Below are 22,271 nucleotides of genomic sequence, written 5' to 3' on the forward strand. Positions count from 1 at the left end.
GCCCTTGCCGGAATCTAGCCAAGGTTTTTCTTCAAGCTTCCAGGCGCGGAGCGCCGCTCTTCAAGCTTCTAGCTTATGACTTCCAGCCGCGGAGCGCCGCTCTTCAAGCTTCTTGCTTACTTCCTCGAAGAGGCGGATTTTGCCAGCTTGACCAAGGCATGGATCGTCTGCAGATCATGGCGCAGCAATAAACGGCTGCCCTCGTCGAGGGCCGCAACATCGACCCAGCCATCGGCAGCGCGACCGGCGGCCAGACTTGCGAGCTGGGAGTCGAGGATGATCGCTTGCAATCGGTCCAGGGCCGCGCTCAAGGCCTGAGCATGTGACGCGTCCAGGCTACCAGCGCCGACCAGTTCGGCCAGTCGTGAGCGGGTATCGACACTGCGCACTCCCTGAGTCAGCGACAGCAGTCGAGTGGCAGCGACGAGTGGCATCACCCCCTGCCGTTTCAGGTTGATGGCCCGTTCGTGGGGTGCGCCCTCGTCATCGCCTCTCAGCCGCCCCCGTCGGTCGAGAGCTACCGGTGCTTCATCGAGTAAGGCCGCCATTTCGTCGAGAAACAGCCCGGCCCGGGGCATCAGGCTGGCTACTTCGTCACGCAGTGCCTCGGCCAGGGTCGCATCGCCATAGACCGGCGAGAAGTCGAGCAGGATATTCGATTGCTGCACGCGCTTGACGCGCCGATCGGCCGTCCATAGCCGCAATTGTTCGCACCACTCCGATAATCGCTTGCGCCACATTGGCCAACGCGCCATCACATGCCCTTGGCACAGGGGAATCCCGGCCGTATCGAGGCGCGCCGTGAAGCGCTCGCCCAAGGCCTGGAAGTAACCATCGATCTCGCGATGCCGAGCATCCGGATACTCCTCGACGATCATGGCATTGTCCTGATCGGGGCCCAGCAAGCTTTCGTGACGCGCCCCCGATCCCAGCATCAACACGCAGAATCCCACCGGCGGTTTGCCCCACCCCGTGCCTTGCATGTCGTTGAGCGAGTCGACGATGGCACGGCGATAGATCCAGTCGTTATGGTCACTGAGAAGTTGGCTGATGCGCCAGGCGGGAAGATCGAGGCGTTGCAAGGCCTCGACCAGCGTCACCTGCCATGCCTTGGCTTCGGCCAGGTTCGGTGTTGGCCCCAGCCTCTCGAAGGCATCCGCCAAGGGGGCGAGCAGCGTCGGCCACGACCGGGTATCGGCAAGAGAATCGTTGGTGAAAAGATCGCGCCAGGGCGAGGCACGGTGCAACAATCGCATCGGGGATCCTCAATAAGTCATCCCTGAAGTGTAGCGCTCCAGGCGTGCCCAGCCGCTTGGCAAAAGGTGTATAGACGAACGGCGCCTCTCGGGCGCCGTTCCATCACCATCCATCCCACATCGACTCATTTCTTGAAGATGTCATCTCCCAAGTCGTCGATGAATCGTTGGGCCTTGCTGACCATCAACTCGTCGCACGCCTCGCGACCGGATACCACGTCGGAGCGCTCGAAACGGTGCTCGAGCATCTCGCCCCCCTCCACCGGCTTGCGGATCCAACCGCTGACGCGGTACTGGCCGCCCACATCCTGCGGGTCGGAGATGATCAGATAGCCCTTGTAATCCACCGGGTCGGCTTCGCGGGACGCTGATCGGTCATCGCCGCCACCGAACAGGCCGGAAAACAGTTTCTTCAGCATGGCGCCTCCTCAGCTGGCATTGCGCCCCTTGCTGGCGGCAATCCGCAGGCGCAACGCGTTGAGCTTGATGAAGCCTTCGGCATCCTTCTGATCGTAGGCGCCGGCATCGTCCTCGAAGGTGGCGATGGACTCGTCGAAGAGTGACTGTTCGGACTTGCGGCCGACCACGGTGGCACTGCCCTTGTACAGCTTCATGCGCACCACCCCGGAGACATGCTTCTGGGTCTCGTCGATAGCGGCCTGCAGCACCTTGCGCTCCGGGCTCCACCAGTAGCCGTTGTAGATCACCTCGGCATACTTGGGCATCAGCGAATCCTTGAGGTGGGCGGACTCGCGATCCAGGGTGATCGACTCGATGGCACGGTGGGCGCGCAGCATGATGGTGCCCCCCGGCGTCTCGTAGCAGCCACGCGACTTCATGCCCACGTAGCGGTTCTCGACGATGTCGAGACGGCCGATGCCATTGTCGCCACCCAGCTTGTTGAGCTTGGTTAGCACCTCATGGGGCTTCAAGGCCTCGCCGTCGATGGCGACGATATCGCCTTGCTCGAAGGTCAGCTCGACATAGGTCGGCTCGTCCGGCGCGGCTTCCGGCGATACGCTCCAGCGCCACATGTCTTCCTCGGCCTCGGCCCAAGGATCCTCGAGAATGCCGCCCTCGTAGGAAATGTGCAGCAGATTGGCGTCCATGGAGTACGGCGACTTCTTCTTGCTCTTGGAGAAGTCGACGGGAATCTCGTGCTTTTCGCAGTAGGCCATCAGTTTCTCGCGCGAGGTCAGGTCCCACTCGCGCCACGGGGCGATGACCTTGACCCCGGGCTTGAGCGCATAGGCACCGAGTTCGAAGCGTACCTGGTCGTTGCCCTTGCCTGTGGCGCCGTGCGAGATGGCGTCGGCACCGGTCTCGTTGGCGATCTCGATCAGACGCTTGGCGATCAGCGGACGCGCGATGGAGGTGCCCAGCAGGTATTCGCCTTCATAGATGGTGTTGGCGCGGAACATCGGATAGACGTAGTCGCGCACGAACTCTTCGCGCAGGTCCTCGATGTAGATTTCCTTGACACCCAACGCCTGTGCCTTGGCCCGGGCCGGCTCGACTTCCTCGCCCTGACCGATGTCGGCCGTGAAGGTCACCACCTCGCAGTCGTAGGTTTCCTGCAACCACTTGACGATAACGGACGTGTCCAGGCCGCCGGAATAGGCGAGAACGACCTTCTTGACATCGGACATTCTGGGCTCCTTCGCTAGATGACGCTATGGAAAGTACGGCGGCCTTGGCCGCACGTCGAAAAGCAATTCGATAGCCCATCATTATAGCGCCGTTGATGCCTGGCGAATACCGCCACCTCAGGACGGGCGCGGGACAAAGATGCTAAACTCTCGTGCACTCAGCGCGGGCAGCAACCGCCAGGAAACATATGATCCAATGACAAGGGAGAGGTGCATGAGCGAGGCGAGCGCCCGCGATCTGATGGCCCAACGCTTTCGCAGCTACCTACCGGTGGTGGTGGACATGGAAACCGGAGGGTTCGATGCCCAGCAGGATGCGATCCTGGAGATCGCGGCGGTGACACTGAGCATGGATCCGGAAGGCAACCTGATACCGGACGCCACCTACGCCTACCATCTCGAACCGTTCGAAGGCGCCAACATCGAGCAGTCGGCGCTGGACTTCACGGGGATCAAGCTCGACGATCCACTGCGCAAGAAAGTCGCTCTCTCCGAGGCCGAAGCGCTGGGCGAGATCTTTCGCCCAGTGCGCAAGGCAATCAAGGCCAACAACTGTACGCGAGCGATTCTGGTCGGCCACAACGCCGCCTTCGACCATGGCTTTCTCAACGCTGCGGTGAACCGTTGCGGTATCAAGCGCAATCCCTTTCACCCTTTTTCGAGCTTCGATACCGCTACTCTCTCAGGCTTGGTCTATGGCCAGACGGTGCTGGCTCGCGCCTGTCGTGCCGCCGGCATCGAATTCGACAACTCCTCGGCCCATTCGGCACGCTACGATACCGAACGTACCGCCGAGCTGTTCTGTTCCATCGTCAACCGCTTCAAGGACCTGGGGGGCTGGAACCTGGCCCAACGCGAACAGGGGCTGGAAGAGGACTGACGATCGCCACGACTCTCAGGACAAGCGGACATGAAAAGGCCCTTGCGGCTTGCCGCCGCAAGGGCCCAAAGTCACAAGAGGCTGCACCCCTTGTCTGCTTTCTTCTTCTTGCTTATGTCTTTTTCTTCTTGAATCTCGTCCGCCTCAGCTATCGCTCTGCTCGTCACTTGCCTGGGCGCGGGCGGCGGCGTCTTTGATCAGAGGCTCGAGTTCGCCGTTCTGGTACATCTCGACGACGATATCGCAGCCGCCGACCAGCTCACCTTCGACCCAAAGCTGCGGGAATGTCGGCCAGTTGGCGACCTTGGGCAGTTCGGCACGGATATCCGGGTTGTCGAGAACGTTGACGAAGGCGAAGCGCTCCCCGCAGGCCATCAGGGCCTGGACCGTCTGGGCGGAGAAACCGCACTGCGGCAACTGTGGCGTACCCTTCATGTAGATCAGGATCGGGTTCTCCCGGATCTGCTTCTGGATGGTCTCGGTCGTAGTGCTCATGATGAAATCCTTATGGCGTGACGCTTGAAGTTGCCCCCATTCTACTGATGCCGGCGCATCGAAAACAGCCCCCGAAGAATGGCCCGACCTGGACTGTGTGCATTGCGCAACTTTGAGCGGCTGGCTAGGATGTGGGTTTTTGCGTGCGGAGTGACATCATGGCGACTCGCCATTTCCTGACCCTGCTGGACCTTTCGCCGGACGAGCTGGCCTACCTGATTCGCCGGGCCATCACCATCAAGAACGGCCTGAAGACCCACGGTCCGACCTATACGCCATTCTCCAACCGCACCCTGGCGATGATCTTCGAGAAGTCATCGACCCGAACCCGTGTCTCCTTCGAGACCGCCATGGCCCAGTTCGGTGGCCATGCGCTGTTCCTGTCTCCTCGGGACACGCAACTCGGCCGCGGCGAACCCATCGGCGATACCGCTCGCGTGCTGTCGGAGATGGTCGATGCGGTGATGATCCGCACCTTCTCACATGCTGGCCTGGAGGAATTCGCCGCTGCCAGTTCGGTGCCGGTGATCAACGCCCTCTCCGACGACTATCACCCCTGCCAGTTGCTGGCGGACGTCATGACCTGGACCGAGTGCCGCGGCAGCGTACGCGGCAAGACCGCGGTATGGATCGGCGACGGCAACAACATGTGCCATTCGTGGATCAATGCCGCTCGCCAGTTCGACTTCCAACTGCGCATCTGCTGCCCGGAAGGCTATGACCCCGATCCTGCCATCGCCGCCGCAGCTGGCGATCGCGTCACGATCCTGCGCGACCCGCAGCAGGCGGCACGCGGTGCCGACCTGATCACGACCGACGTGTGGGCCTCGATGGGCCAGGAAGAGGAGCAGGCCAAGCGCGAGGCAGACTTCGCCGGTTTCCAGGTCACCGAGGCATTGCTCGACCAGGCAGCCAAGGACGTCCTGTTCCTGCACTGCCTGCCGGCACATCGTGGCGAGGAGATCAGCGAAACCCTGCTCGACGACTCGCGCGCCGTGGTCTGGCAGGAAGCCGGCAACCGCCTGCATGCCCAGAAGGCACTGCTGGAATTCCTGTTACTGGGCCGCGTCGACGGTTGAGCGCCATCACGTCACGAAGCGGACAGTCACGCCACCGATACTCTCGCCCCACGCCAACCCCTGGAGGCTGGCGTGGGGGATTCATGCAGCAAGAAGACGGTGACGCTTCCATTAGCCGGGTGTCGTTTCACTGCTCTCGTTGTTGCCCTCGTCACACTCCCTCACGGATTGGCCGCTATCGACCCGTACGCTGATCGTGCAGTCAGGATCGAAGCAGTTGCCGCCCGGGGGCGTCACGACGGGCAGAGTCCGCTCCTCCCCAACCTGTAGCCCATCCGACACCTGACGCGTGACGGCAACCGATTGTGATGGATCGAGTACCGATTGCACCTCGAAGGGACCGGCATCAGCGTCGCCGATATTTGCCACCACCACCCGCACCGTGGTTCTGCAGTTGCCACTTCCGCCTGGACAACGTACCGAGGGGCGCCCGATCTCACGCACGACGAGATCCGGGCACTGCTTCACCGGCGGTTCCTGAACGGCAATCCTTCGCTCGGGAACGACCTCAACATCGATGCTGACGGGCACAGGGGGCTCAACGACTTCGCAGTCCCGAGGTCGGTCTTCGGGACACTTGGCCCCATTCCTGTCACGATGCCCCATTCCATGGCAAGGATCGTTGCCATGTTCCTGCTTGCAACCGTCATGCCTCCCGGAACGGCGGTGGTGATCCTGCTCGCGCTCAACCCCCTTGACCGTATATACCGCGGTGACATCCAGGCTCTCGTTACTCCTCAACACCACGAACCCCTTGATATATGAGGTCTGGAACCCGTCAGGAAACAGGCGACGACGCACATCGAGACAATCCACCTCGAGCGCTTCGTCCGGTCCCAGCGTATCCCTGCCGATCGGCAACACCTCACCCGGACCTTGTTCCTCAGGCGGGAAGGTCAAGGACAGCTTCTTGGTCAGGATCGCCTTGCGGTCGCCAGGATTCAGGATGTTGATCGCAGTCGCGTACTGCCCCTGCGCCAGCCGCATGCCCTCGGGATCCTTCTGGACGCCGCAGATCAGTTTTGCCGAATACTTGAACTTCGGCTCCACGTTGTCGCAAACCCCGTTCCGATTGACATCCTCGCACTCGCCGGTATCGATATCGATGGCGTCATCGATGCCGTTGTCATTTAGGTCGGGCTTTACGCCCGGCAGTTGCACAAAGATACGAGACTTCAACGGCCCCTCGACGAACCTTTGAAGGTCCTTGTCGAAATACCGCGCTTCGGGGTCGGTCAGGGTCGCCTCGAAATAGACCCGCGTCGCGGGAAAGAGCCCCAGTACGTGCCCTTCGGGACAGTATTCGATGGCGAAAGGCGCATCGATATCGCCGATAGGCGGGGGCCCGGTGATCCCTCGCTCGCATTGAGGATCCAGTTCGTGGATGTAATTGACCGCCCGATCCTCGGCCAGATTGCCAACGGTGACATCCGTCGTGTCGACGACCTGGAAGGTTTCCTGTTCCGTTTCGCGTACATCCCAGGGTTCCACGGGCAGTCCATCGATGCCTTGCAGCTTGCCTCCTGGCACCATCTCGTTGATGTCGATCGTGCGCGGGATATAGCGAATCCGAAAGTCCGACAGCACCAGCGGCCCCTCTTCGGGCTGCGGGTTGGTGAAGGTGACATGGAAATCACCACTCCCCGGGTCGAAGGATCCTCCCGTGGTATAACCCACCACCCTGGGGTTGAGTTCCAGCGTACTGCCCCCCGAACTCAGCGAGGTGTCACGCACGAGATAGTCGGTCGTCAGCCCCACCCCGACATGGAACTCCTCCCCTGCCGGCACCTGACCATCGGGACCGTTGTTCCAGCTCTTGGGACTGATGAAATCGATCGTGTAGCGATTATAGTTCGTACCCTTGAACGTCTCGGACCCGTCGTCGGAGATGTCCACATCTGACCATGGGCTCAAACCACCGGTATACATCGATGCCTTGCTGGGCGCACCGTCGGATGGCAGGACCAGCACGGTGATCCGGAAGCCGTCAGCCGAGCCGTCATTCGGGTTGATGAAATCCCAGTTGCTGACCGTCTGTTCGAATAGTCCAATATTCGCCGCCAGGACCTCGAAGCTGGTATCGCTGAAGTGGCGATCCTCGACCCGGTCATCCCCGGTCAAGCCGGTGCTGCCGGTCGCCAGCAGGTGATTGCTCTGAGGGTCTTCCGTAGGTTGCGAGGCGGAGTCGTTGTGCGCCACACCGTAATTGTGCCCGGCCTCGTGAGACACCGTGCCGGCAATCGCATTCGTCCACCGCTCGAACGTCGAGTTCGCACCGCCGAGGGCCTGACCGGATCCGCCGTATTGATTGCCGAAGCTATCCGCCCACACCCTTGCGAAGTCAGTGAGATCGTTGTCCCCGATGTCGACATCATCGGCGATGCCGAAAAGCCCGTTGTTGCCGTCCGAACCGATCCCGATGACCTGCCAACGAGGATCCGTTGGCGTGGGGTTGGTTGTGCCATTATCGTTGGTGGATTGAACGATCCGCACATCGAACTCGCAGTAATCGGTCTTCACGCGCTCGGTGATCGCCGAGCGTAGTTCGGCGGTCGTTCCTATCCCCGAATCCAGGTCGGAAACATCGAATGGCGCCAGTGGCGACGTCGTTTCTCCTATACCCCCCACATCGTCCGGAAAGTTGCTGTCACTTGTCGTCGGATAGTAGAGGTAGATCACGTTACCGGCGTCTGGCCGATTGGCCTGACAGTTGACGACTGCCGCGTTCGCCGGCTCCATGCTTCCCCAAAGCAGAACGAAACACCCACTCAGCCCACCCAGAAGATACCGAACGGGAAGAGCTGCCACCCTTCTCCTTTTCGGTCGACCAATGCTTGCTGTCATGATGGAGGTCTCCGTTGTTGACCACCCTCACCACGGTGGTGGAAGTTGATCGGCTCCAAGACGCCGTTCTCGATGCATGTCATGACCGGGTCTGAATGTCCTGGAGGGTTAGTTCGACCAGGTAGCGATTCAGGGCCGATTGCCGGCAAAAGATCGCCAGTGTTTCATCGTCACATTGTTGTACGATGGAGGGGGAGCGCTCAGTCTGCGGTCCTTCCGCGAACCGAAAGCAACGGTTGTATCCCTTCAAGGCCGCGAGGAAGGCATCAAGGTGAAAACGGTAACCATCCAGAGTCCCATGCTGAACCGTGAAGCGTTGGCGCTGGAACCCTTCCAGGAAGAGTCCATGAAGGTAAACGAATCCATGCTCCACCGGCATTTCCCCCTCCCCTCCATATCCGCGAATATTCCATGGGGGTGAGTCAGCATTGGAAGCGTCCTCTGGCCCGGCGAGAAAGAGCAGCACCTCTTGCCCCACCCGGTACCCGCTCCAACGCGAGTTGCCGCTCCAGTCGATGAAACGCTTGATCTCCAGTGGCTTATCGGGGTTTGGTCCATGCAACACCTCAAACTCCCCGAGCAAGAACGTCTTGTCTTTCACTTCCTCGATGGTTCCACGGACGATAAGCTCGGATTGCCCGAACAACTCATGCAATCCCAGTGGCTCATAATCCGCTCGGGACGGTGCCGCCGTTAACGACAGGAGCGCACAGAGGCCGATACCGAATAATGCCCCTGGTGATAATGATAAGAACGGAAGCTTCAATGACATGAGCCGGTCCTCAGGTCGCACGGGGCCAACATATTTCGCGCCTGTCTAGCCATAGGTCACCGCCAATCCCCACCTGGCCAGAACCCCCACATCCTGTCGGGCCATATCCATGACTCTCAGCCGCCATTCACCACTCGCCGATGCCCCAAGGACGGTACTGAACAATCCGGGGTCGTCGCTGGAGCGAAGGCTGAGGGTGATGTCGTCCTGACTTCCCCCTGTCCGGTCGACCAGGAGGATCTCCGCGCCCTGGGGGGACATCAGGAGTACCCTCAGGTCACCGCGCCAGGTATGGCGGATCTGCACATTGACTTCCAACTCCCGGCAGTCAACCTCCAGGGGAAAGGTGATGATGTCGTCTATCTCCCCTTGATCGGGAATGGACCGGTTGACCCGATGCTCCATATACAGCACCCGAGGCAGTCTTGCCTCGCTCTCGCCAGTGACCAGGCCCACCGCCCGCCCGGCATTGATGCGACCGTGCCCGTAAAGGGGGGAGTGCCCCTCGGTGTAATCGCCGTTCGATTCATCGATCTTGTCGGCCGTGTCCATCATGATCCGCTTGACCTCGGCTGAGCCAAGGTCGGGGTCCAGTGCGAGGATCAAGCCAGCCAGGCCTGCCGCCAGGGGAGTGGCACTCGACGTGCCGCCAAACCCGAGGGTGTAATCGTCGGCAGAATAGCCCCTGACGCCGCGACGATCGGTGGTCACGATCCGCCGTCCGGGAGAGCCACTGGAGGGAGCACAGAAGGCAAGTTCCGGTCCGAAGTTACTGTACGAGGAGTGCTTATCCAGACTGTTAGAGGCTCCCACCGCCATCACGTTGGGATGCATGGCGAACCCCTGATGGGACACCTGGCCGTCCTTCTCCCCGTCCAGCGGCCGACTCTCGTTGCCGGCCGCAAACAGGACCACGCACCCTCGGCCATTTCGCCTGCCCTGGGTGGCCGCCTTGCGGATGATGCCGTGCATCTTGGCCGACAGGGGAAAATTCCAGGCCCCCGCCGACCAGCTGCAGCTGATCACATCGGCGTGGTGGTCGATGGCATACTGAAAGAGCGTCTTGATGGACTCATCCGAAATCCACCTGGAAGTGCGTATCGGCATGAACGCGCAACGCGGCGCCAGTCCCACTACCCCGCCCCCGTTCTCTTCGGCAATAGCCACGCCGGCACAGGCGGTACCGTGATTGTCGTCCTCGAGTCCCGGGCTCGGGTCGAAATCCTCATCACCGAAGTCGCGGGGCGCCACGATCTTGCCAGATACCTGAAAATCGGAGTGCTCGAGGTCGAAGCCATCGTCCATGATGCAGATGACGATATCTCGACTCCCTCGGGTATGGTCCCAGGCCTCCTCCGCCTTGACATCAGCACCTGCGGTCAACCCTATGCGGTCACCCCGGTTCTTGAGATGCCATTGCTGGGGATACAAGGTGTCGGCGGGTATATGCTTGAAGGAGATCTGAACGCTGAGATCCGGCTCAGCCACCTCGATCTCCGGGCGTGACTGGAGCTTGGCGGCGATCTTGAGGGGGTTCTCGGTGGAAGCGTCCGTGAGCCTCACCGTATAGCCATTGGGCAAGAAATCCAGCTCCTCCAGGACTTCCAGGCCGAATGTCTCCAGAACCCTCTCCCGCTCTTCCCGGCTCACGTCGGATTTGAATTGAAGCGTCATGGTGCCAGTGGGAATCGCCCCACCACCGGGGGTGTCGTCCAGCGCGTAAAGGTGGGTCACGACATCGCTGAGCGGAGCCTTGCGCAGCTCGTCCATGGTGCCTTCCAACTGATTGGCATCCCGCACGGCAAAGACATCCATTTTCTCGACAGTCGCCGAATCGATATGGTGGGTTTCGGCCTTGGGCGCACCGCAGGCTGATTCCAGGGCGGCATCGCTGGAGGCCTTGCCTTGCTTGAGCCGGACGGCAAAGTGGTGGGGCAACTTCCGGAAAATGACGTCGCGACTGCCTCGCTTGAGCTTGATTTCGTCCATCGGGACCTCCGTTGTGCACCACTAGTGCCCAGTTCGTGTGAACTTGGGGAAATATCTGGGCCACCCTTTACATGACAATTGGGCAACTGACGCGGCAAGGCCTTCTCGCCAAGACTCCTGTTGCCAGATCACGACGATTTTTCTACAGCTCGGAAAATCCCGGCGACAATTATCAAACTTTCATGGACGGAGACTGAAAAGCCTTTCTCCTTACTGTTGGCCCCCATCATCAGTCGAGGATTGGGTTCGCCTTAACCTGGCGAGACACGTTTCAAGCGCAATGGTGTTGAAAAACCGGGCCCCCGGGACCAAATCATGCCATGTACCGGAACAATGACACCGGGCACCACTTGATAATGTCAACGAAACACACTACGACACACTCACTTCACTATGATCGGGTATGACAGAAATATTATTTCCGCTTCACGGCATATTTATTTCATTCGCAAGCAGAAAGAAACGCCGCACCAATTAATGACCCCATCAGCTTCTCATTTTCTTTTTTCAGACTAATAAAGAACACGCTGGGCCACACAAGAATATTTATGAAAAATGAGTTCAAGAAAATATCTCAATCCGATAAGCGATACCGCGGCAAGCGGCAAGCGGCAAGCGGCAAGAGGCAAGCGGCAAGCGGTGCCGACCTGATCACGACCGACGTGTGGGCCTCGATGGGCAAGGAAAGGAAGAGGAGCAGGCAACCGTTTGCATGCCCAGAAGGCACTGCTGGAATTCCTGCTGTTGGGACGCGTCGACGCTTGATGAGTGTGCTTGACAGGCGCCAAGCGTACGCGCAGCCTGAAAGCGGAAGCTAGTCTTCACCCCGCGTGCATGGTGCCGCGGGGCCCAATTGCCGGAAAAGCGGGTACTGCCCGTCAACGATCATGGCAATCGGATTCGAAAGTTCGGTCGTTCCGACGCAATACTGGCACACGCTTGACGATGGGCGTATCCAGTGCGACGTTTGCCCGCGCGCTTGCAAGTTGCGCGAAGGCCAGCGAGGACTGTGCTTCGTTCGCGCCCGCGAAGGCGATCAGGTCGTACTCACCACTTATGGGCGCTCGAGCGGATTCTGCATCGACCCCATCGAGAAGAAGCCACTCAACCACTTCCTTCCCGGAACCGCGGTACTCTCCTTCGGTACTGCGGGTTGCAATCTCGCATGCAAATTCTGTCAGAACTGGGACATGAGCAAGTCCCGGGAGATGGACACCCTGGCCGACGCCGCAAGCCCCGGGACGCTGGCGGAGGCCGCCGTGGCCTGGGGTGCCCATAGTGTCGCCTATACCTACAACGATCCGGTGATCTTCCTGGAGTACGCCATGGATGTGGCCGATGCCTGTCGCGAGCGCGGCGTACGCTCGGTGGCCGTCACTGCGGGCTATATCTGTGACGCGCCCCGACGGGAATTCTTTGCCCATATGGACGCGGCCAATGTCGATCTGAAGGCATTCACCGAAGGCTTCTACCGCAATATCTGCGGCGGCAGCCTGGGACCGGTGCTGGAAACCCTGGAGTACCTGCGTCACGAGACCGACGTCTGGTTCGAAATCACCACTCTGCTGATCCCGGGTGAAAACGATTCCCCACAAGAAATCGAGGCATTGAGCCGCTGGGTGACGGACCGGCTTGGCCCGGACGTGCCGCTGCATTTCACAGCCTTTCATCCGGACTGGAAGATGCGCGACAAACCGTGCACTCCAATCGCCACGTTGAGCCGGGCACGGGAAATCGCCATGGCCAACGGAGTGCGCTACGCCTTCACCGGCAATGTGCACGACCCCACCGGCGGCAGTACCTATTGCCACCACTGCGGGGAGCGCTTGATCAAGCGGGATTGGCACGCCCTGTCGGAGTGGAACCTCACCGAAGACGACCATTGCCGGCAATGCGGTACTCGCTGCGCCGGTGTATTCGCAGGCCCGCCCGGGCACTGGGGACGCCGCCGCGTGCCTATACATCTCGCCACTGACGACAACCCTACCTTCTGAGGCTCCATGAGCTTCTCGGCGCCACACGAAAAAGCCGCCCGAGTGAAGACTCCAGGCGGCTGATTCCACTAAACTTGTTGGTGGAGCCTAGCGGGATCGAACCGCTGACCTCAACACTGCCAGTGTTGCGCTCTCCCAGCTGAGCTAAGGCCCCACGACCATGCCACATGTCGGTAACGACGGCATGTTGCCACACTCTTCAGGGCATGTGCCGCCCCGAAGACGAAGCGCAATATACGCAACATTATTCACCAGGTCAAGTACTTGCATTGCGCCACGAGCATAGGAAAATGTCGTAACCATGCCAATGCTGGATTAGAGGGGGCAATCGACGCTAAGCTTAACGGCTTAGGTCATTTATACCTAATGTAATGAAAGCCTAACCGGGAGCACCCTTGATCAAGGTCCTTATCGCAGATGACCATCACTTGGTGCGCACCAGCATCGCTCGCATGCTGGACGCTGAAGACGGTTTTTCCGTCGTCGGCGAAGCCGCCGACGGTGAGGAAGCCATTGCCATGGCACGCAAGCACCGTCCCGATATCGTGCTGATGGATATCCGCATGCCCGGTGTCAGCGGCCTGGAGGCGACTCGCAAGATCACCCGAGGCATGGCCGATATCAAGGTCGTGGTGCTGACGGCGTTTCTCGAGGAGAACTTTGCTGAACGCCTGCTCAATGCCGGTGCCAGCGGTTTCATCAGCAAGGGCACGGAGCTTGGGGTCATGGTGTCCGCGCTTCGCGCCGTATTCGACGGGCAGCGTTATATCAGTCCCGAGATCGCCCAGCGAGTGGTGCTGGCCAAGGTGGACTCCCAGGAAAACCCATTCAACGTATTGTCGCACCGGGAACTGCAAGTCGCCCTGATGATCGTCAACTGTCTCACGGTCAGCGAAATTTCCGACCACCTGTTCCTGAGCACGAAGACAATCAATACTTACCGTTACCGTATTTTCGAAAAGCTTGGCGTACATTCCGACGTCGAGCTGACCCATCTGGGATTGCGCCATGGACTGGTGGACGGCTATCGAAGTGAAGAAGCCTGATCATCCATGACTTTCGACGCCAAGCATTTTCTCAAGACCGTAAGCGCGGCGCCCGGCGTATATCGCATGCTCGACGACCAGGGCGATACGCTCTACATTGGCAAGGCCAAGCGCCTCAAGGCCCGCCTTGCCAGCTACTTTCGCGGTGCACTGAACACCAAGACCCAGGCCCTGGTGGCACGTATTGCCGATATCGAGGTCACGGTTACCCGTAGCGAGACCGAAGCGCTATTGATGGAGCAGGCGCTGATCAAGGAGCTGCGACCGCCTTATAACATCCTGCTGCGCGACGACAAGTCATACCCGTTCGTATTCGTCAGCGACCGCCATCCCTACCCGGCCCTGGAACACAAACGCGCCCGCAGCAGACGCGACGATGGTCGCTACCTTGGCCCCTACCCCAGTAGTGGCGCGGTGCGCGAGAGTCTGTCGCTGATGCAGAAGATTTTCCGTATTCGCAATTGCGAGGACAGCGTCTTCGCCAATCGCTCGCGCCCGTGTCTGCAGTATCAGATCCAGCGTTGCAGCGCGCCCTGTGTCGGCTATATCAGCCAAGAGGATTACCGACGCGACGTAGAGCACGCGGTGATGTGTCTGGAAGGCAAGAGCGAGCAGGTCACCTCCCAGCTCACAGAGCGGATGGAAGCCGCCAGCCAGGCTCTCGAGTTCGAGGAAGCCGCCAGGCTGCGCGACCAGATCCAACAACTTCGCCGCCTGCAGGAGCGACAGATCGTCGACACCGATGCCGGCGACGCCGACCTCTTCGCTCTGGCCGAACGCCCGGGAGGCCTATGCATCTCGGTAGTCACGGTGCGCCAGGGCCGCATGCTGGGCGCCCGTCATCACAGCCCCGACAACGAACTCGACCTGGGCTCCGAAGCTCTGCTGGGAGAATTCGTCAGCCAGTTCTATCTCGGCCAGGGCCGCGAACCACCCCAGGAGGTGCTCACCTCCCACCCCCTGCCCGACGCCACCCTACTGCAGGCCGCCTTGTCGGAGCAGGCCGGCAAGCGCATCCGCGTGGCACACCAGGTGCGTGGCCACCGCGCCCAGTGGCTACAACTCGCACGCACCAATGCCGAGCAGTACCTGGCGAGCCAGCTTGCCAACCAGACGCAACTGTCGCGACGTTTCGAGGCATTGCGCGAAGCCCTGGCTCTCGAGGAAACACCCGAGCGCCTGGAGTGCTTCGACATCAGTCATAGCCACGGTGAAGCCACGGTAGCCTCCTGCGTGGTCTTCGACCAGCAAGGGCCGGTCAAGTCGGACTATCGCCGCTTCAACATCGAGGGCGTCGCCGCCGGCGACGACTACGGCGCCATGCGCCAGGCACTGACCCGTCGCTTCAAGCGGTTGGCAAGCGGAGAAGGCAAGCGTCCCGACATCCTGCTGGTCGATGGCGGCAAGGGCCAGCTCAACATGGCACGCGAGGTCTTCGTCGAGCTCGGCGTCAGCGACGTGCAGCTACTTGGGGTCGCCAAGGGCACCACTCGCAAGCCCGGCCTGGAAACACTGTTCGTCGAAACCGTCGATCGCAGTCTGAACCTGGACAGCGGCTCTCCGGCACTGCATCTGGTCCAACATATCCGCGACGAAGCTCATCGCTTCGCCATCACTGGCCACCGCGCTCGACGCGACAAGCAACGCCGGACATCGAGCCTGCAGGACATCCCCGGTGTCGGCCCCAAGCGCCGCCGCGAACTGCTGCGTTTCTTCGGCGGCCTGCAAGGCGTACGACAAGCCACACGCGAGGAACTCGCCCGCGTCCCCGGCATCAGCGCCAACCTGGCAACGGCGATCCACCAGGCACTGCATGGATGATCGCGCTCAAGGGGGATAGAATAGCCCCTCTCGACCACCGGCAAGGACAAGCGGTACACCCATGAACATCCCCAACATTCTGACCCTGGCGCGGATCGCTTTCATACCGTTGCTAGTGCTGGTCTTTTATCTGCCTTTCTCCTGGAGCATGCTCCTGGCCGCCCTGCTGTTCGCACTGGCAGCCATCACCGACTGGCTCGACGGCTATCTGGCCCGGCGCTGGGACCAGAGCACCCCGTTCGGCGCCTTTCTCGACCCGGTGGCCGACAAGCTGATGGTTGCCGTGGCACTGGCACTGCTGATCGAACGCTACGAAGCCATTTGGCTGACACTGCCGGCATTGGTGATCATCGGACGCGAAATCGTGATTTCCGCCCTGCGCGAATGGATGGCCGAGATGGGCAAGCGCAGCAGTGTCGCCGTCTCGTGGATCGGCAAGATCAAGACGACGTTGCAGATGGTGTCGATCTTCCTGCTGCTGGGATTTGCGCCGGGCACCCTCATCGCCCATCTTGGAGTGGTCACCCTGTTCATTGCCGCCGTGCTGACGCTGTGGTCGATGTTCCAGTACTTGAATGCGGCCTGGCCACACCTGAGCCGTTCGATGTAAAGCCAGCCAACCAGGTCAATAACCAATTGACAGATACGCACTTATCCGTATAATGCGCTCTCGAGTCGAGCGGGAATAGCTCAGTGGTAGAGCATCGCCTTGCCAAGGCGAGGGTCGCGAGTTCGAATCTCGTTTCCCGCTCCATTCCTATGGAAAAACGACTCGATGAGGCTGGATGGCAGAGTGGTTATGCAGCGGACTGCAACTCCGTGTACGCCGGTTCGATTCCGACTCCAGCCTCCATTGACACTCCCCTTTTCTTGCCCGTTCGAACTCCGCCCGGATGGCGAAATTGGTAGACGCAAGAGACTTAAAATCTCTCGGTGGCAACACCGTGCCGGTTCGAGCCCGGCTCCGGGCACCAATCCAATCGGCGGCTTTCCTGGCCTCTAACCAGGACGTTCCTTCATGAAACTGCCGCGTCTGCGCGATCCTTACTTCAACTACCGGCATCGCCACAAGCTGTACGTCCTGCGCATCACCCTGGCGCTGGCAATCACCTTCAGCATCATTCACCTGTTCCCCATTCCCCATAGCGGCTGGGCGCTGGTCAGCACCATCATGGTGATGGGTAACCTGCCACATATCGGCGGGGTACTCGATAAGGCCAGTCAGCGACTGCTGGGCACATTGCTCGGCGCGAGTTGGGGGATCCTGCTGATTCTGCTTCCAGTGCCATTGCCCGGCCTGATACCGCTGGGCACCCTGGCCGGTATTGCCGTGGCCAACTATGTGACCTTCGCCAATCGCCATGGCTATAGCGGCCTGATGTTCAGCATCAGCCTCTTGCTGGTAGTCGGCGGCGGTCATCAGGATTTGTCCGTCGCCTTGTGGCGCTCCTTCGACGTGTTACTCGGAACCTTGGTGGGGATCTCGGTGACCATGCTGGTCCTGCCGCAGAAGGCTACCGATATCCTGCGCTTCCTGCTCGCCGAGAACCTCGACAAACTAGCCCGGCTCTACCATGCCCACACGTCTTCCTCATCGGGACTGAGCATCGATGCTCGGGAGCTACTGAAAGCCACCAGCACTCTACTGGTCAAGCAACGCGGCCTGATCGATGCCATTCATCGCGAACGGCGCCTGCGGCGCGACGAACTCGATGACATCATCTCCCTGCAGCGACGCATGCTATCCACCGTCGAGCTGCTACTGGAGACCCACTGGACGACCCGCGCCGGCCACGAGCGCATCGAATCCCTGGAAGGGTTACGTGACCAGCAACACCAACTAGCACGTACACTTGGCACCTTGGCCTTCCAGGTACGCACCGGCCAACCCATCGATGTCGAGGCGAGTCCATTCGATCTCCAGCGTTATGCGGGCAAGATCGAGGGAGCTCGTGCCGAGGATGGACGTACTCTGTTCAGTCCCGGAGGATATCTGTGGCTCAATCGCGAACTGGCAAGGCTGACCGGGGAGCTGGTCGGGCGGCTGGGCAGCCTGCGTCGCCTGCCCAGCAAGCGCTTGCGCCGTCGTGCCGCACGACACACCTTGGTCAGCAAGGCCCAGGACGGTATCGGCAAAGACCAGGACGAACTGAAGGAGGGTGGCCGTGACATCCAGCGAACATGATGTGCTGATCATCGGTGGCGGCGTTGCCGGCCTGACCCTGGCCCTGGAACTGGCCGACAGCCGCCGCGTCACCTTGTTGCGACCTGCCAGCGACGACCATGGCGCCAGTCGCTGGGCCCAGGGCGGAATCGCAGCGGTACTCTCGCCGCATGACGATATCCAGGCCCATGTGGAAGACACCTTGGACGCTGGCGACGGACTGTGCGATGAGGAGACCGTGCGCTTTACCGTCACTCAGGGGCCTGCAGCCATCGAGTGGCTGGTGGGACTGGGAGTGCCTTTTACACCGGATCCCAGCCCCCACGCGACCTACCCCTTCCACCTCACTCGTGAAGGGGGACACGGGGCACGGCGCGTGATCCATGCCGCCGACGCCACCGGACGCGCGCTGATCGACACCCTGCTCACTCATGTCACGCGGCACCCGGCGATCGCTCTGCGCCAGGACGTCAACGCCATCGAACTGATCGCCGACGCGAGCGGAAACTGCCGCGGCGCCTACGGTCTGACCGTCGACGGCGAATTCGAGACCCTGCTGGCGAACGACACGGTCCTGGCAACCGGCGGCGCCAGTGGGTTATTCCAACATACCACCACCCCGATACCCGCCTGTGGCGAAGGCATGATCATGGCCGCCGAGCTAGGCGCCGCCCTGATGAACCTGGAATTCCAGCAGTTTCATCCCACTTGTCTCTACGACCCCACGGGCAGCCCTTTCCTGATCAGCGAGGCCCTGCGCGGCGAAGGCGGAATTCTCAGGAATCTTGACGGCCAACGCTTCATGCCGGCGATCGACCCTCGGGCGGAGCTGGCCCCACGCGACATCGTCGCCCGAGCCATCGATGCCGAAATGCAGCACAGCCACAGCACTCATGTGCTGCTCGACATGACACATCTGTCAGCCGACACACTGCGCGAACTGTTTCCTACCATCCACGCGCACTGCCTGGCCCGGGGATTGGACATCACTCGCGAACCCATTCCGGTAGTGCCCGCCGCTCACTACAGCTGTGGTGGCGTGGCGACCGATCATCACGGCGCTACCGATGTCCCGCATCTATATGCCATCGGCGAAGTCGCCTGTACCGGCCTGCATGGTGCCAATCGCATGGCCAGCAACTCGCTGCTGGAATGCCTGGTCTTCGCCCGTGCCGCCGCCCAGGTACTGCGCTCCGCCGAGCCACACGACGCGGCTCCATTGCGAGCGCCTTCCTTCACCCGGCACAACCGCCAGGTCGACCCTGAGATTGTCGCCGACCTACTGCGTCATATACGTGGGGAGATGAGCCGGAATGCCGGCATCGTGCGCCATGATGCCGGCCTTGCAGAAGCCGCCACCACCTTGCACCAACTGGTCGAGCAGTGTCGTAATCTGTGGCGACAGCATGCCCCCAGCAACGAATTGGCCAGTATCTGGCGAGCGGCACGCCTGGCGGAGCTCACCGTCGACGCGGCCCGCCGACGCCGCGAGTCACGTGGCCTGCATTACAACCGCGACTGCCCCGCACACGCCCCGGGGCCGGCAAGACCGTCGTTCAGCTATCTCGATTGCGCGTCATCGCGCGATGCATGACTTAGCAGAATAATACGCCGCAGGTCATACAATGCCTCCGGCGAGGCGCTATCCGGCCATAGCCAGCAGCGGCGATCGCCAACCGTCAAGGCGATCAGCCAAGGGCCCAGGTAGGATACCCCGAGGTCCGTGTCGCGCCAGGGTTCGATAGCGGCATCGCGGTACTGCCAGCGTCCCGTACGACCAGCCTGAGGCACCCACCGCAGTTGCCAGGGCCGCTCCCGGTGCCGCCACAATACGAAGGCCAGAAGCGAAACCGCCGCGACCAGAAGCCACGGCGGTGCGTAGAACGACATCGACAGGCAAATCAGCAGCGCCACACAGAGGTGCACGCCACCCGCCAGTCTAGAGGGTACGATATTGGTCGTTACCGGTGCTCTCGGCATATTCGACGATCATCTTGACGATCCGGCGGCGCGTCGGGTCCTCGGGCCATTGGCGGCGCATCAGCCACATGAACAGGTCCTGATCCTCTTCGTCGAGCAAGGCGCGATAGGCCGCCTGATCGGAGGAGTCGAGCCCGTCATAGCAATGTTCGAGAAAGGGAACCAGCAGCAGATCGAGCTCCCACATGCCGCGTCGGGAGTGCCAATGGAGCCGCTTGCGGGTAATCTCATCGGCTGAGATATCTTCGCTCAACGTTGACCTCGGGGGGAAATCTCGGTGGATGTGGGCGCAGTATACCCGAGCTTCAGGCCCCAGGCATCCAGGCGCGCACGATCCGGTGTCGGCATCGATACGCGGAGGTCGTTCTAGTGCGTTGTTTTATCACGGTTTACACAGTATGCTGAGGGGAAACAACAACACCGGGACTGCCGTTACCTGTCAGGCAACGCCGCATGGAGAAAGCCGATGACCAAATCCGAGTTGATCGAGCAGATTGCAATGCGACAGCCAGAGCTGTCGATCAAGGAAGTCGAGGCCGCCGTCCGTATCATCCTTGACGACATCACCGATGCCTTGGCGGATGGCGGACGAGTGGAAATCCGTGGTTTTGGGAGTTTCTCCCTGCACTATCGCGAGCCACGAGTCGGCCGCAACCCGAAGACAGGCGACCCAGTCGAACTCAATGGCAAGTTCGTGCCACACTTCAAGCCGGGCAAGGAACTGCGCGAACAGGTCAATGCCAGCCGCGCCCTCGGCTATTGAGGTAGGGCTTCACCGTATCGACAAAGGAAACCATCATGCGTTGGCTCAAAGGCCTGATCCTGGCCATCATCCTGCTGGCGGTTCTACTGCTCGGCATATTGTTCGCCGTCAACAACCAGCAGACGCTGCCACTCAACCTGATCTGGGTCGAACTGCCTCCGGCTTCCCTCTCGGTCTGGCTGCTGGCGGCCCTGGCGTGCGGTGTCGTGCTGGGCATGCTGGCCATGACAGGTGTTTATCTGCGCCTACGTACCATGCTGACCAGAGCCCAGCGCCATAACCAGCAACAGCGTAAGGAACTCGACCGCCTGCGGATCCAGGAGCTCAAGGAAACCCCCTGAATGCCCGATCTCCTGCTGCTGGCCCTGTTGTTGGCAGCGGTCGCCATCGGCTGGTGGCTGGGCCGCCGCGAAAGAGGGCAAAACCTTCCCGCTTCGCAGCAGCCCTCCCTGTCGCGGGATTACTTCGTGGGCCTCAATTACCTGCTCAACGAGCAGCCCGACCGAGCCATCGAGACCTTCGTGGCCGCCCTCGAGGTCAACAGCGATACCATCGAAACGCACATTGCCTTGGGCAACCTGTTTCGATCGCGGGGAGAAGCCGACCGTGCAGTGAAGATCCACCAGAATCTGCTGGCTCGCCCTTCCCTGAGTGCGGCCCAGAGCAGCCTGGTCCAACTCGAGCTGTCGCGCGACTTCCTGCACCTGGGCCTGCTCGATCGCGCCGAACGGCTGCTGCAGAGTGTGGTCCGCGATACCCACGACGACGATATCCGACAGTCGGCCAAACGCCTGCTGGTCGACCTGCTCGAGCAGGAACAGGAGTGGCAAGCGGCACTTGAGGTTGCCCAGCCGACGTTGATCAATCGATACCAGGACATTCGTCGAGCCGCGGCTCATTGGCTGTGCGAACTCGCCGAGCAGGACCGACAGTCGGCAAGTCCCGCACTGGCCCGCAAACGCCTGCGACAGGCCCTATCCATCGACGAACACTGCGTACGCGCCAACTGGTTGCTGGCGAAGATGGAGCACGATACCGGCCAATACAAGGCCGAGATTCGGATTCTCAAGCGGATTCCCCAGCAGGACAGCGACTTTGCCCCGATCATCCTGGAACCGCTACGCAATGCCTATCGGATGCTCGACGACGAAGATGGACTCGAGAAGTCGCTGCGCGAACTGATTCACCCCACCCCCTTCACCAGCGCAGTGATCATGCTCGCCGAGACACTGCGACACAGGGAAGGCAATGACGCAGCCATGGCGTTCATCAGTGAGCAGCTTGCCACCGAGCCCAGTTTGCGTGGCGTCGACTATCTGATGGATTTGTACCGCCAAAGCGCCGATAGCGAGGAGCGCACCCGCATCGACCTCCTCAAGCGGCATACGCATACCTTGCTGGAAGCCAGGCCGCGCTACCGCTGCCGACGGTGTGGCTTTGCCGGTAGCCAACTCCACTGGCGGTGCCCCAGTTGTCGTAGCTGGGGCACGACCAAACCGATTACCGGTATCGAAGGGGAATAAGGGATAGCGATTCCTA

20 protein-coding genes and 4 tRNA genes are annotated in these 22,271 nt (G+C 60.9%); 14 read left to right on the top strand and 10 right to left on the bottom strand.

What is annotated here, in order from left to right:
- Positions 1 to 116 precede the first annotated feature (116 nt).
- The 3 genes from IE093_RS19270 to IE093_RS19280 form a co-directional block, all read right to left on the bottom strand.
- On the bottom strand, positions 117 to 1,256 hold the full coding sequence (locus IE093_RS19270) for a DUF294 nucleotidyltransferase-like domain-containing protein (RefSeq protein WP_189472074.1): 1,140 nt from the start codon (positions 1,254 to 1,256) through the stop codon (positions 117 to 119).
- Between the two features lie 125 nt (positions 1,257 to 1,381).
- Positions 1,382 to 1,675, bottom strand: a complete 294-nt coding sequence (locus tag IE093_RS19275) for an HlyU family transcriptional regulator (RefSeq protein WP_189472076.1) — start codon at positions 1,673 to 1,675, stop codon at positions 1,382 to 1,384.
- Positions 1,676 to 1,684: 9 nt separating this feature from the next.
- On the bottom strand, positions 1,685 to 2,905 hold the full coding sequence (locus tag IE093_RS19280) for an argininosuccinate synthase (protein ID WP_189472078.1): 1,221 nt from the start codon (positions 2,903 to 2,905) through the stop codon (positions 1,685 to 1,687).
- Between the two features lie 214 nt (positions 2,906 to 3,119).
- Between IE093_RS19280 and rnt the strand changes: the two genes are divergently transcribed.
- Positions 3,120 to 3,785: a ribonuclease T gene (gene rnt / locus IE093_RS19285; RefSeq protein ID WP_189472080.1), complete on the top strand. Its 666-nt coding sequence runs from the start codon at positions 3,120 to 3,122 to the stop codon at positions 3,783 to 3,785.
- Between the two features lie 144 nt (positions 3,786 to 3,929).
- Here rnt and grxD read toward each other — a convergent pair whose 3' ends face one another.
- The gene (gene grxD / locus IE093_RS19290) at positions 3,930 to 4,280 is read right to left on the bottom strand and encodes a Grx4 family monothiol glutaredoxin (protein ID WP_189472082.1); all 351 of its coding nucleotides are present in this window, start codon (positions 4,278 to 4,280) and stop codon (positions 3,930 to 3,932) included.
- A 158-nt stretch (positions 4,281 to 4,438) separates the two neighbouring features.
- On the opposite strand from grxD, the gene argF reads away from it, so the two are divergent.
- The gene (gene argF / locus IE093_RS19295; protein ID WP_189472084.1) at positions 4,439 to 5,359 is read left to right on the top strand and encodes an ornithine carbamoyltransferase; all 921 of its coding nucleotides are present in this window, start codon (positions 4,439 to 4,441) and stop codon (positions 5,357 to 5,359) included.
- A 111-nt stretch (positions 5,360 to 5,470) separates the two neighbouring features.
- Here argF and IE093_RS19300 read toward each other — a convergent pair whose 3' ends face one another.
- The 3 genes from IE093_RS19300 to IE093_RS19310 form a co-directional block, all read right to left on the bottom strand.
- Positions 5,471 to 8,098, bottom strand: coding sequence for a CARDB domain-containing protein (locus IE093_RS19300; protein ID WP_189472086.1), 2,628 nt, complete (start codon positions 8,096 to 8,098; stop codon positions 5,471 to 5,473).
- Between the two features lie 184 nt (positions 8,099 to 8,282).
- Entirely contained in the window at positions 8,283 to 8,975 is a 693-nt protein-coding gene (locus tag IE093_RS19305; protein WP_189472088.1) for a hypothetical protein, read from the bottom strand.
- Positions 8,976 to 9,020: 45 nt separating this feature from the next.
- On the bottom strand, positions 9,021 to 10,964 hold the full coding sequence (locus IE093_RS19310) for a S8 family serine peptidase (RefSeq protein WP_189472090.1): 1,944 nt from the start codon (positions 10,962 to 10,964) through the stop codon (positions 9,021 to 9,023).
- Positions 10,965 to 11,851: 887 nt separating this feature from the next.
- On the opposite strand from IE093_RS19310, the gene amrS reads away from it, so the two are divergent.
- Positions 11,852 to 12,958 carry an AmmeMemoRadiSam system radical SAM enzyme gene (amrS, locus tag IE093_RS19315; protein WP_189472092.1) on the top strand — a complete coding sequence of 369 codons (1,107 nt, stop codon included), beginning with the start codon at positions 11,852 to 11,854 and terminating at the stop codon, positions 12,956 to 12,958.
- 78 nt (positions 12,959 to 13,036) lie between these two features.
- Here the strand turns inward: amrS and IE093_RS19320 are convergent.
- A tRNA-Ala gene (locus tag IE093_RS19320) sits at positions 13,037 to 13,112 on the bottom strand.
- Between the two features lie 241 nt (positions 13,113 to 13,353).
- On the opposite strand from IE093_RS19320, the gene IE093_RS19325 reads away from it, so the two are divergent.
- The 8 genes from IE093_RS19325 (at position 13,354) to nadB (ending at position 19,583) form a co-directional block, all read left to right on the top strand.
- Complete coding sequence (locus IE093_RS19325) at positions 13,354 to 14,004, top strand: response regulator (RefSeq protein ID WP_189472095.1); 651 nt, start codon at positions 13,354 to 13,356, stop codon at positions 14,002 to 14,004.
- A 6-nt stretch (positions 14,005 to 14,010) separates the two neighbouring features.
- A complete protein-coding gene (gene uvrC / locus IE093_RS19330; protein WP_189472097.1) occupies positions 14,011 to 15,825 on the top strand; it encodes an excinuclease ABC subunit UvrC in 1,815 nt (604 codons plus the stop codon).
- 61 nt (positions 15,826 to 15,886) lie between these two features.
- Positions 15,887 to 16,435 carry a CDP-diacylglycerol--glycerol-3-phosphate 3-phosphatidyltransferase gene (gene pgsA / locus IE093_RS19335; protein WP_189472099.1) on the top strand — a complete coding sequence of 183 codons (549 nt, stop codon included), beginning with the start codon at positions 15,887 to 15,889 and terminating at the stop codon, positions 16,433 to 16,435.
- A 69-nt stretch (positions 16,436 to 16,504) separates the two neighbouring features.
- A tRNA-Gly gene (locus tag IE093_RS19340) sits at positions 16,505 to 16,579 on the top strand.
- 25 nt (positions 16,580 to 16,604) lie between these two features.
- Positions 16,605 to 16,678, top strand: a tRNA-Cys gene (locus IE093_RS19345).
- A 34-nt stretch (positions 16,679 to 16,712) separates the two neighbouring features.
- A tRNA-Leu gene (locus IE093_RS19350) sits at positions 16,713 to 16,799 on the top strand.
- Between the two features lie 44 nt (positions 16,800 to 16,843).
- Positions 16,844 to 18,010, top strand: coding sequence for an FUSC family protein (locus IE093_RS19355; protein WP_189472101.1), 1,167 nt, complete (start codon positions 16,844 to 16,846; stop codon positions 18,008 to 18,010).
- Positions 17,991 to 19,583: an L-aspartate oxidase gene (gene nadB, locus IE093_RS19360; protein WP_189472103.1), complete on the top strand. Its 1,593-nt coding sequence runs from the start codon at positions 17,991 to 17,993 to the stop codon at positions 19,581 to 19,583. The genes IE093_RS19355 and nadB overlap by 20 nt, the downstream gene beginning before the upstream one ends.
- On the opposite strand, the gene IE093_RS19365 is transcribed toward nadB, so the two are convergent.
- Together IE093_RS19365 and IE093_RS19370 are read right to left on the bottom strand one after the other, a co-directional pair.
- Positions 19,550 to 19,969, bottom strand: a complete 420-nt coding sequence (locus IE093_RS19365; protein ID WP_189472105.1) for a protein YgfX — start codon at positions 19,967 to 19,969, stop codon at positions 19,550 to 19,552. The genes nadB and IE093_RS19365 overlap by 34 nt on opposite strands.
- Entirely contained in the window at positions 19,929 to 20,222 is a 294-nt protein-coding gene (locus IE093_RS19370) for an FAD assembly factor SdhE (protein ID WP_189472107.1), read from the bottom strand. The genes IE093_RS19365 and IE093_RS19370 overlap by 41 nt, the downstream gene beginning before the upstream one ends.
- Before the next feature lie 213 nt (positions 20,223 to 20,435).
- Here IE093_RS19370 and IE093_RS19375 point away from each other — a divergent pair, with 213 nt between their 5' ends.
- Genes IE093_RS19375 through lapB form a run of 3 tightly spaced genes read left to right on the top strand, consistent with a single transcriptional unit; the run spans position 20,436 to position 22,255 of the window.
- On the top strand, positions 20,436 to 20,732 hold the full coding sequence (locus tag IE093_RS19375; RefSeq protein ID WP_016415515.1) for an integration host factor subunit beta: 297 nt from the start codon (positions 20,436 to 20,438) through the stop codon (positions 20,730 to 20,732).
- A 35-nt stretch (positions 20,733 to 20,767) separates the two neighbouring features.
- Positions 20,768 to 21,073: a LapA family protein gene (locus IE093_RS19380; protein ID WP_189472109.1), complete on the top strand. Its 306-nt coding sequence runs from the start codon at positions 20,768 to 20,770 to the stop codon at positions 21,071 to 21,073.
- The gene (gene lapB, locus IE093_RS19385; protein ID WP_189472111.1) at positions 21,074 to 22,255 is read left to right on the top strand and encodes a lipopolysaccharide assembly protein LapB; all 1,182 of its coding nucleotides are present in this window, start codon (positions 21,074 to 21,076) and stop codon (positions 22,253 to 22,255) included.
- Positions 22,256 to 22,271 lie beyond the last annotated feature (16 nt).

Origin of the sequence: Litchfieldella qijiaojingensis, assembly GCF_014651875.1 — a bacterium.
GTDB lineage: Bacteria > Pseudomonadota > Gammaproteobacteria > Pseudomonadales > Halomonadaceae > Litchfieldella > Litchfieldella qijiaojingensis.

What these genes read in the sequence shown, in the direction of transcription:
- IE093_RS19270 (WP_189472074.1), bottom strand. Translation starts at nt 1,256, where the DNA reads ATGCGATTGTTGCACCGTGCCTCGCCCTGGCGCGATCTTTTCACCAAC.
- IE093_RS19275 (WP_189472076.1), bottom strand. Translation starts at nt 1,675, where the DNA reads ATGCTGAAGAAACTGTTTTCCGGCCTGTTCGGTGGCGGCGATGACCGA.
- IE093_RS19280 (WP_189472078.1), bottom strand. Translation starts at nt 2,905, where the DNA reads ATGTCCGATGTCAAGAAGGTCGTTCTCGCCTATTCCGGCGGCCTGGAC.
- rnt (WP_189472080.1), top strand. Translation starts at nt 3,120, where the DNA reads ATGAGCGAGGCGAGCGCCCGCGATCTGATGGCCCAACGCTTTCGCAGC.
- grxD (WP_189472082.1), bottom strand. Translation starts at nt 4,280, where the DNA reads ATGAGCACTACGACCGAGACCATCCAGAAGCAGATCCGGGAGAACCCG.
- argF (WP_189472084.1), top strand. Translation starts at nt 4,439, where the DNA reads ATGGCGACTCGCCATTTCCTGACCCTGCTGGACCTTTCGCCGGACGAG.
- IE093_RS19300 (WP_189472086.1), bottom strand. Translation starts at nt 8,098, where the DNA reads ATGGAGCCGGCGAACGCGGCAGTCGTCAACTGTCAGGCCAATCGGCCA.
- IE093_RS19305 (WP_189472088.1), bottom strand. Translation starts at nt 8,975, where the DNA reads ATGTCATTGAAGCTTCCGTTCTTATCATTATCACCAGGGGCATTATTC.
- IE093_RS19310 (WP_189472090.1), bottom strand. Translation starts at nt 10,964, where the DNA reads ATGGACGAAATCAAGCTCAAGCGAGGCAGTCGCGACGTCATTTTCCGG.
- amrS (WP_189472092.1), top strand. Translation starts at nt 11,852, where the DNA reads ATGGCAATCGGATTCGAAAGTTCGGTCGTTCCGACGCAATACTGGCAC.
- uvrC (WP_189472097.1), top strand. Translation starts at nt 14,011, where the DNA reads ATGACTTTCGACGCCAAGCATTTTCTCAAGACCGTAAGCGCGGCGCCC.
- pgsA (WP_189472099.1), top strand. Translation starts at nt 15,887, where the DNA reads ATGAACATCCCCAACATTCTGACCCTGGCGCGGATCGCTTTCATACCG.
- IE093_RS19355 (WP_189472101.1), top strand. Translation starts at nt 16,844, where the DNA reads ATGAAACTGCCGCGTCTGCGCGATCCTTACTTCAACTACCGGCATCGC.
- IE093_RS19365 (WP_189472105.1), bottom strand. Translation starts at nt 19,969, where the DNA reads ATGCCGAGAGCACCGGTAACGACCAATATCGTACCCTCTAGACTGGCG.
- IE093_RS19375 (WP_016415515.1), top strand. Translation starts at nt 20,436, where the DNA reads ATGACCAAATCCGAGTTGATCGAGCAGATTGCAATGCGACAGCCAGAG.
- IE093_RS19380 (WP_189472109.1), top strand. Translation starts at nt 20,768, where the DNA reads ATGCGTTGGCTCAAAGGCCTGATCCTGGCCATCATCCTGCTGGCGGTT.
- lapB (WP_189472111.1), top strand. Translation starts at nt 21,074, where the DNA reads ATGCCCGATCTCCTGCTGCTGGCCCTGTTGTTGGCAGCGGTCGCCATC.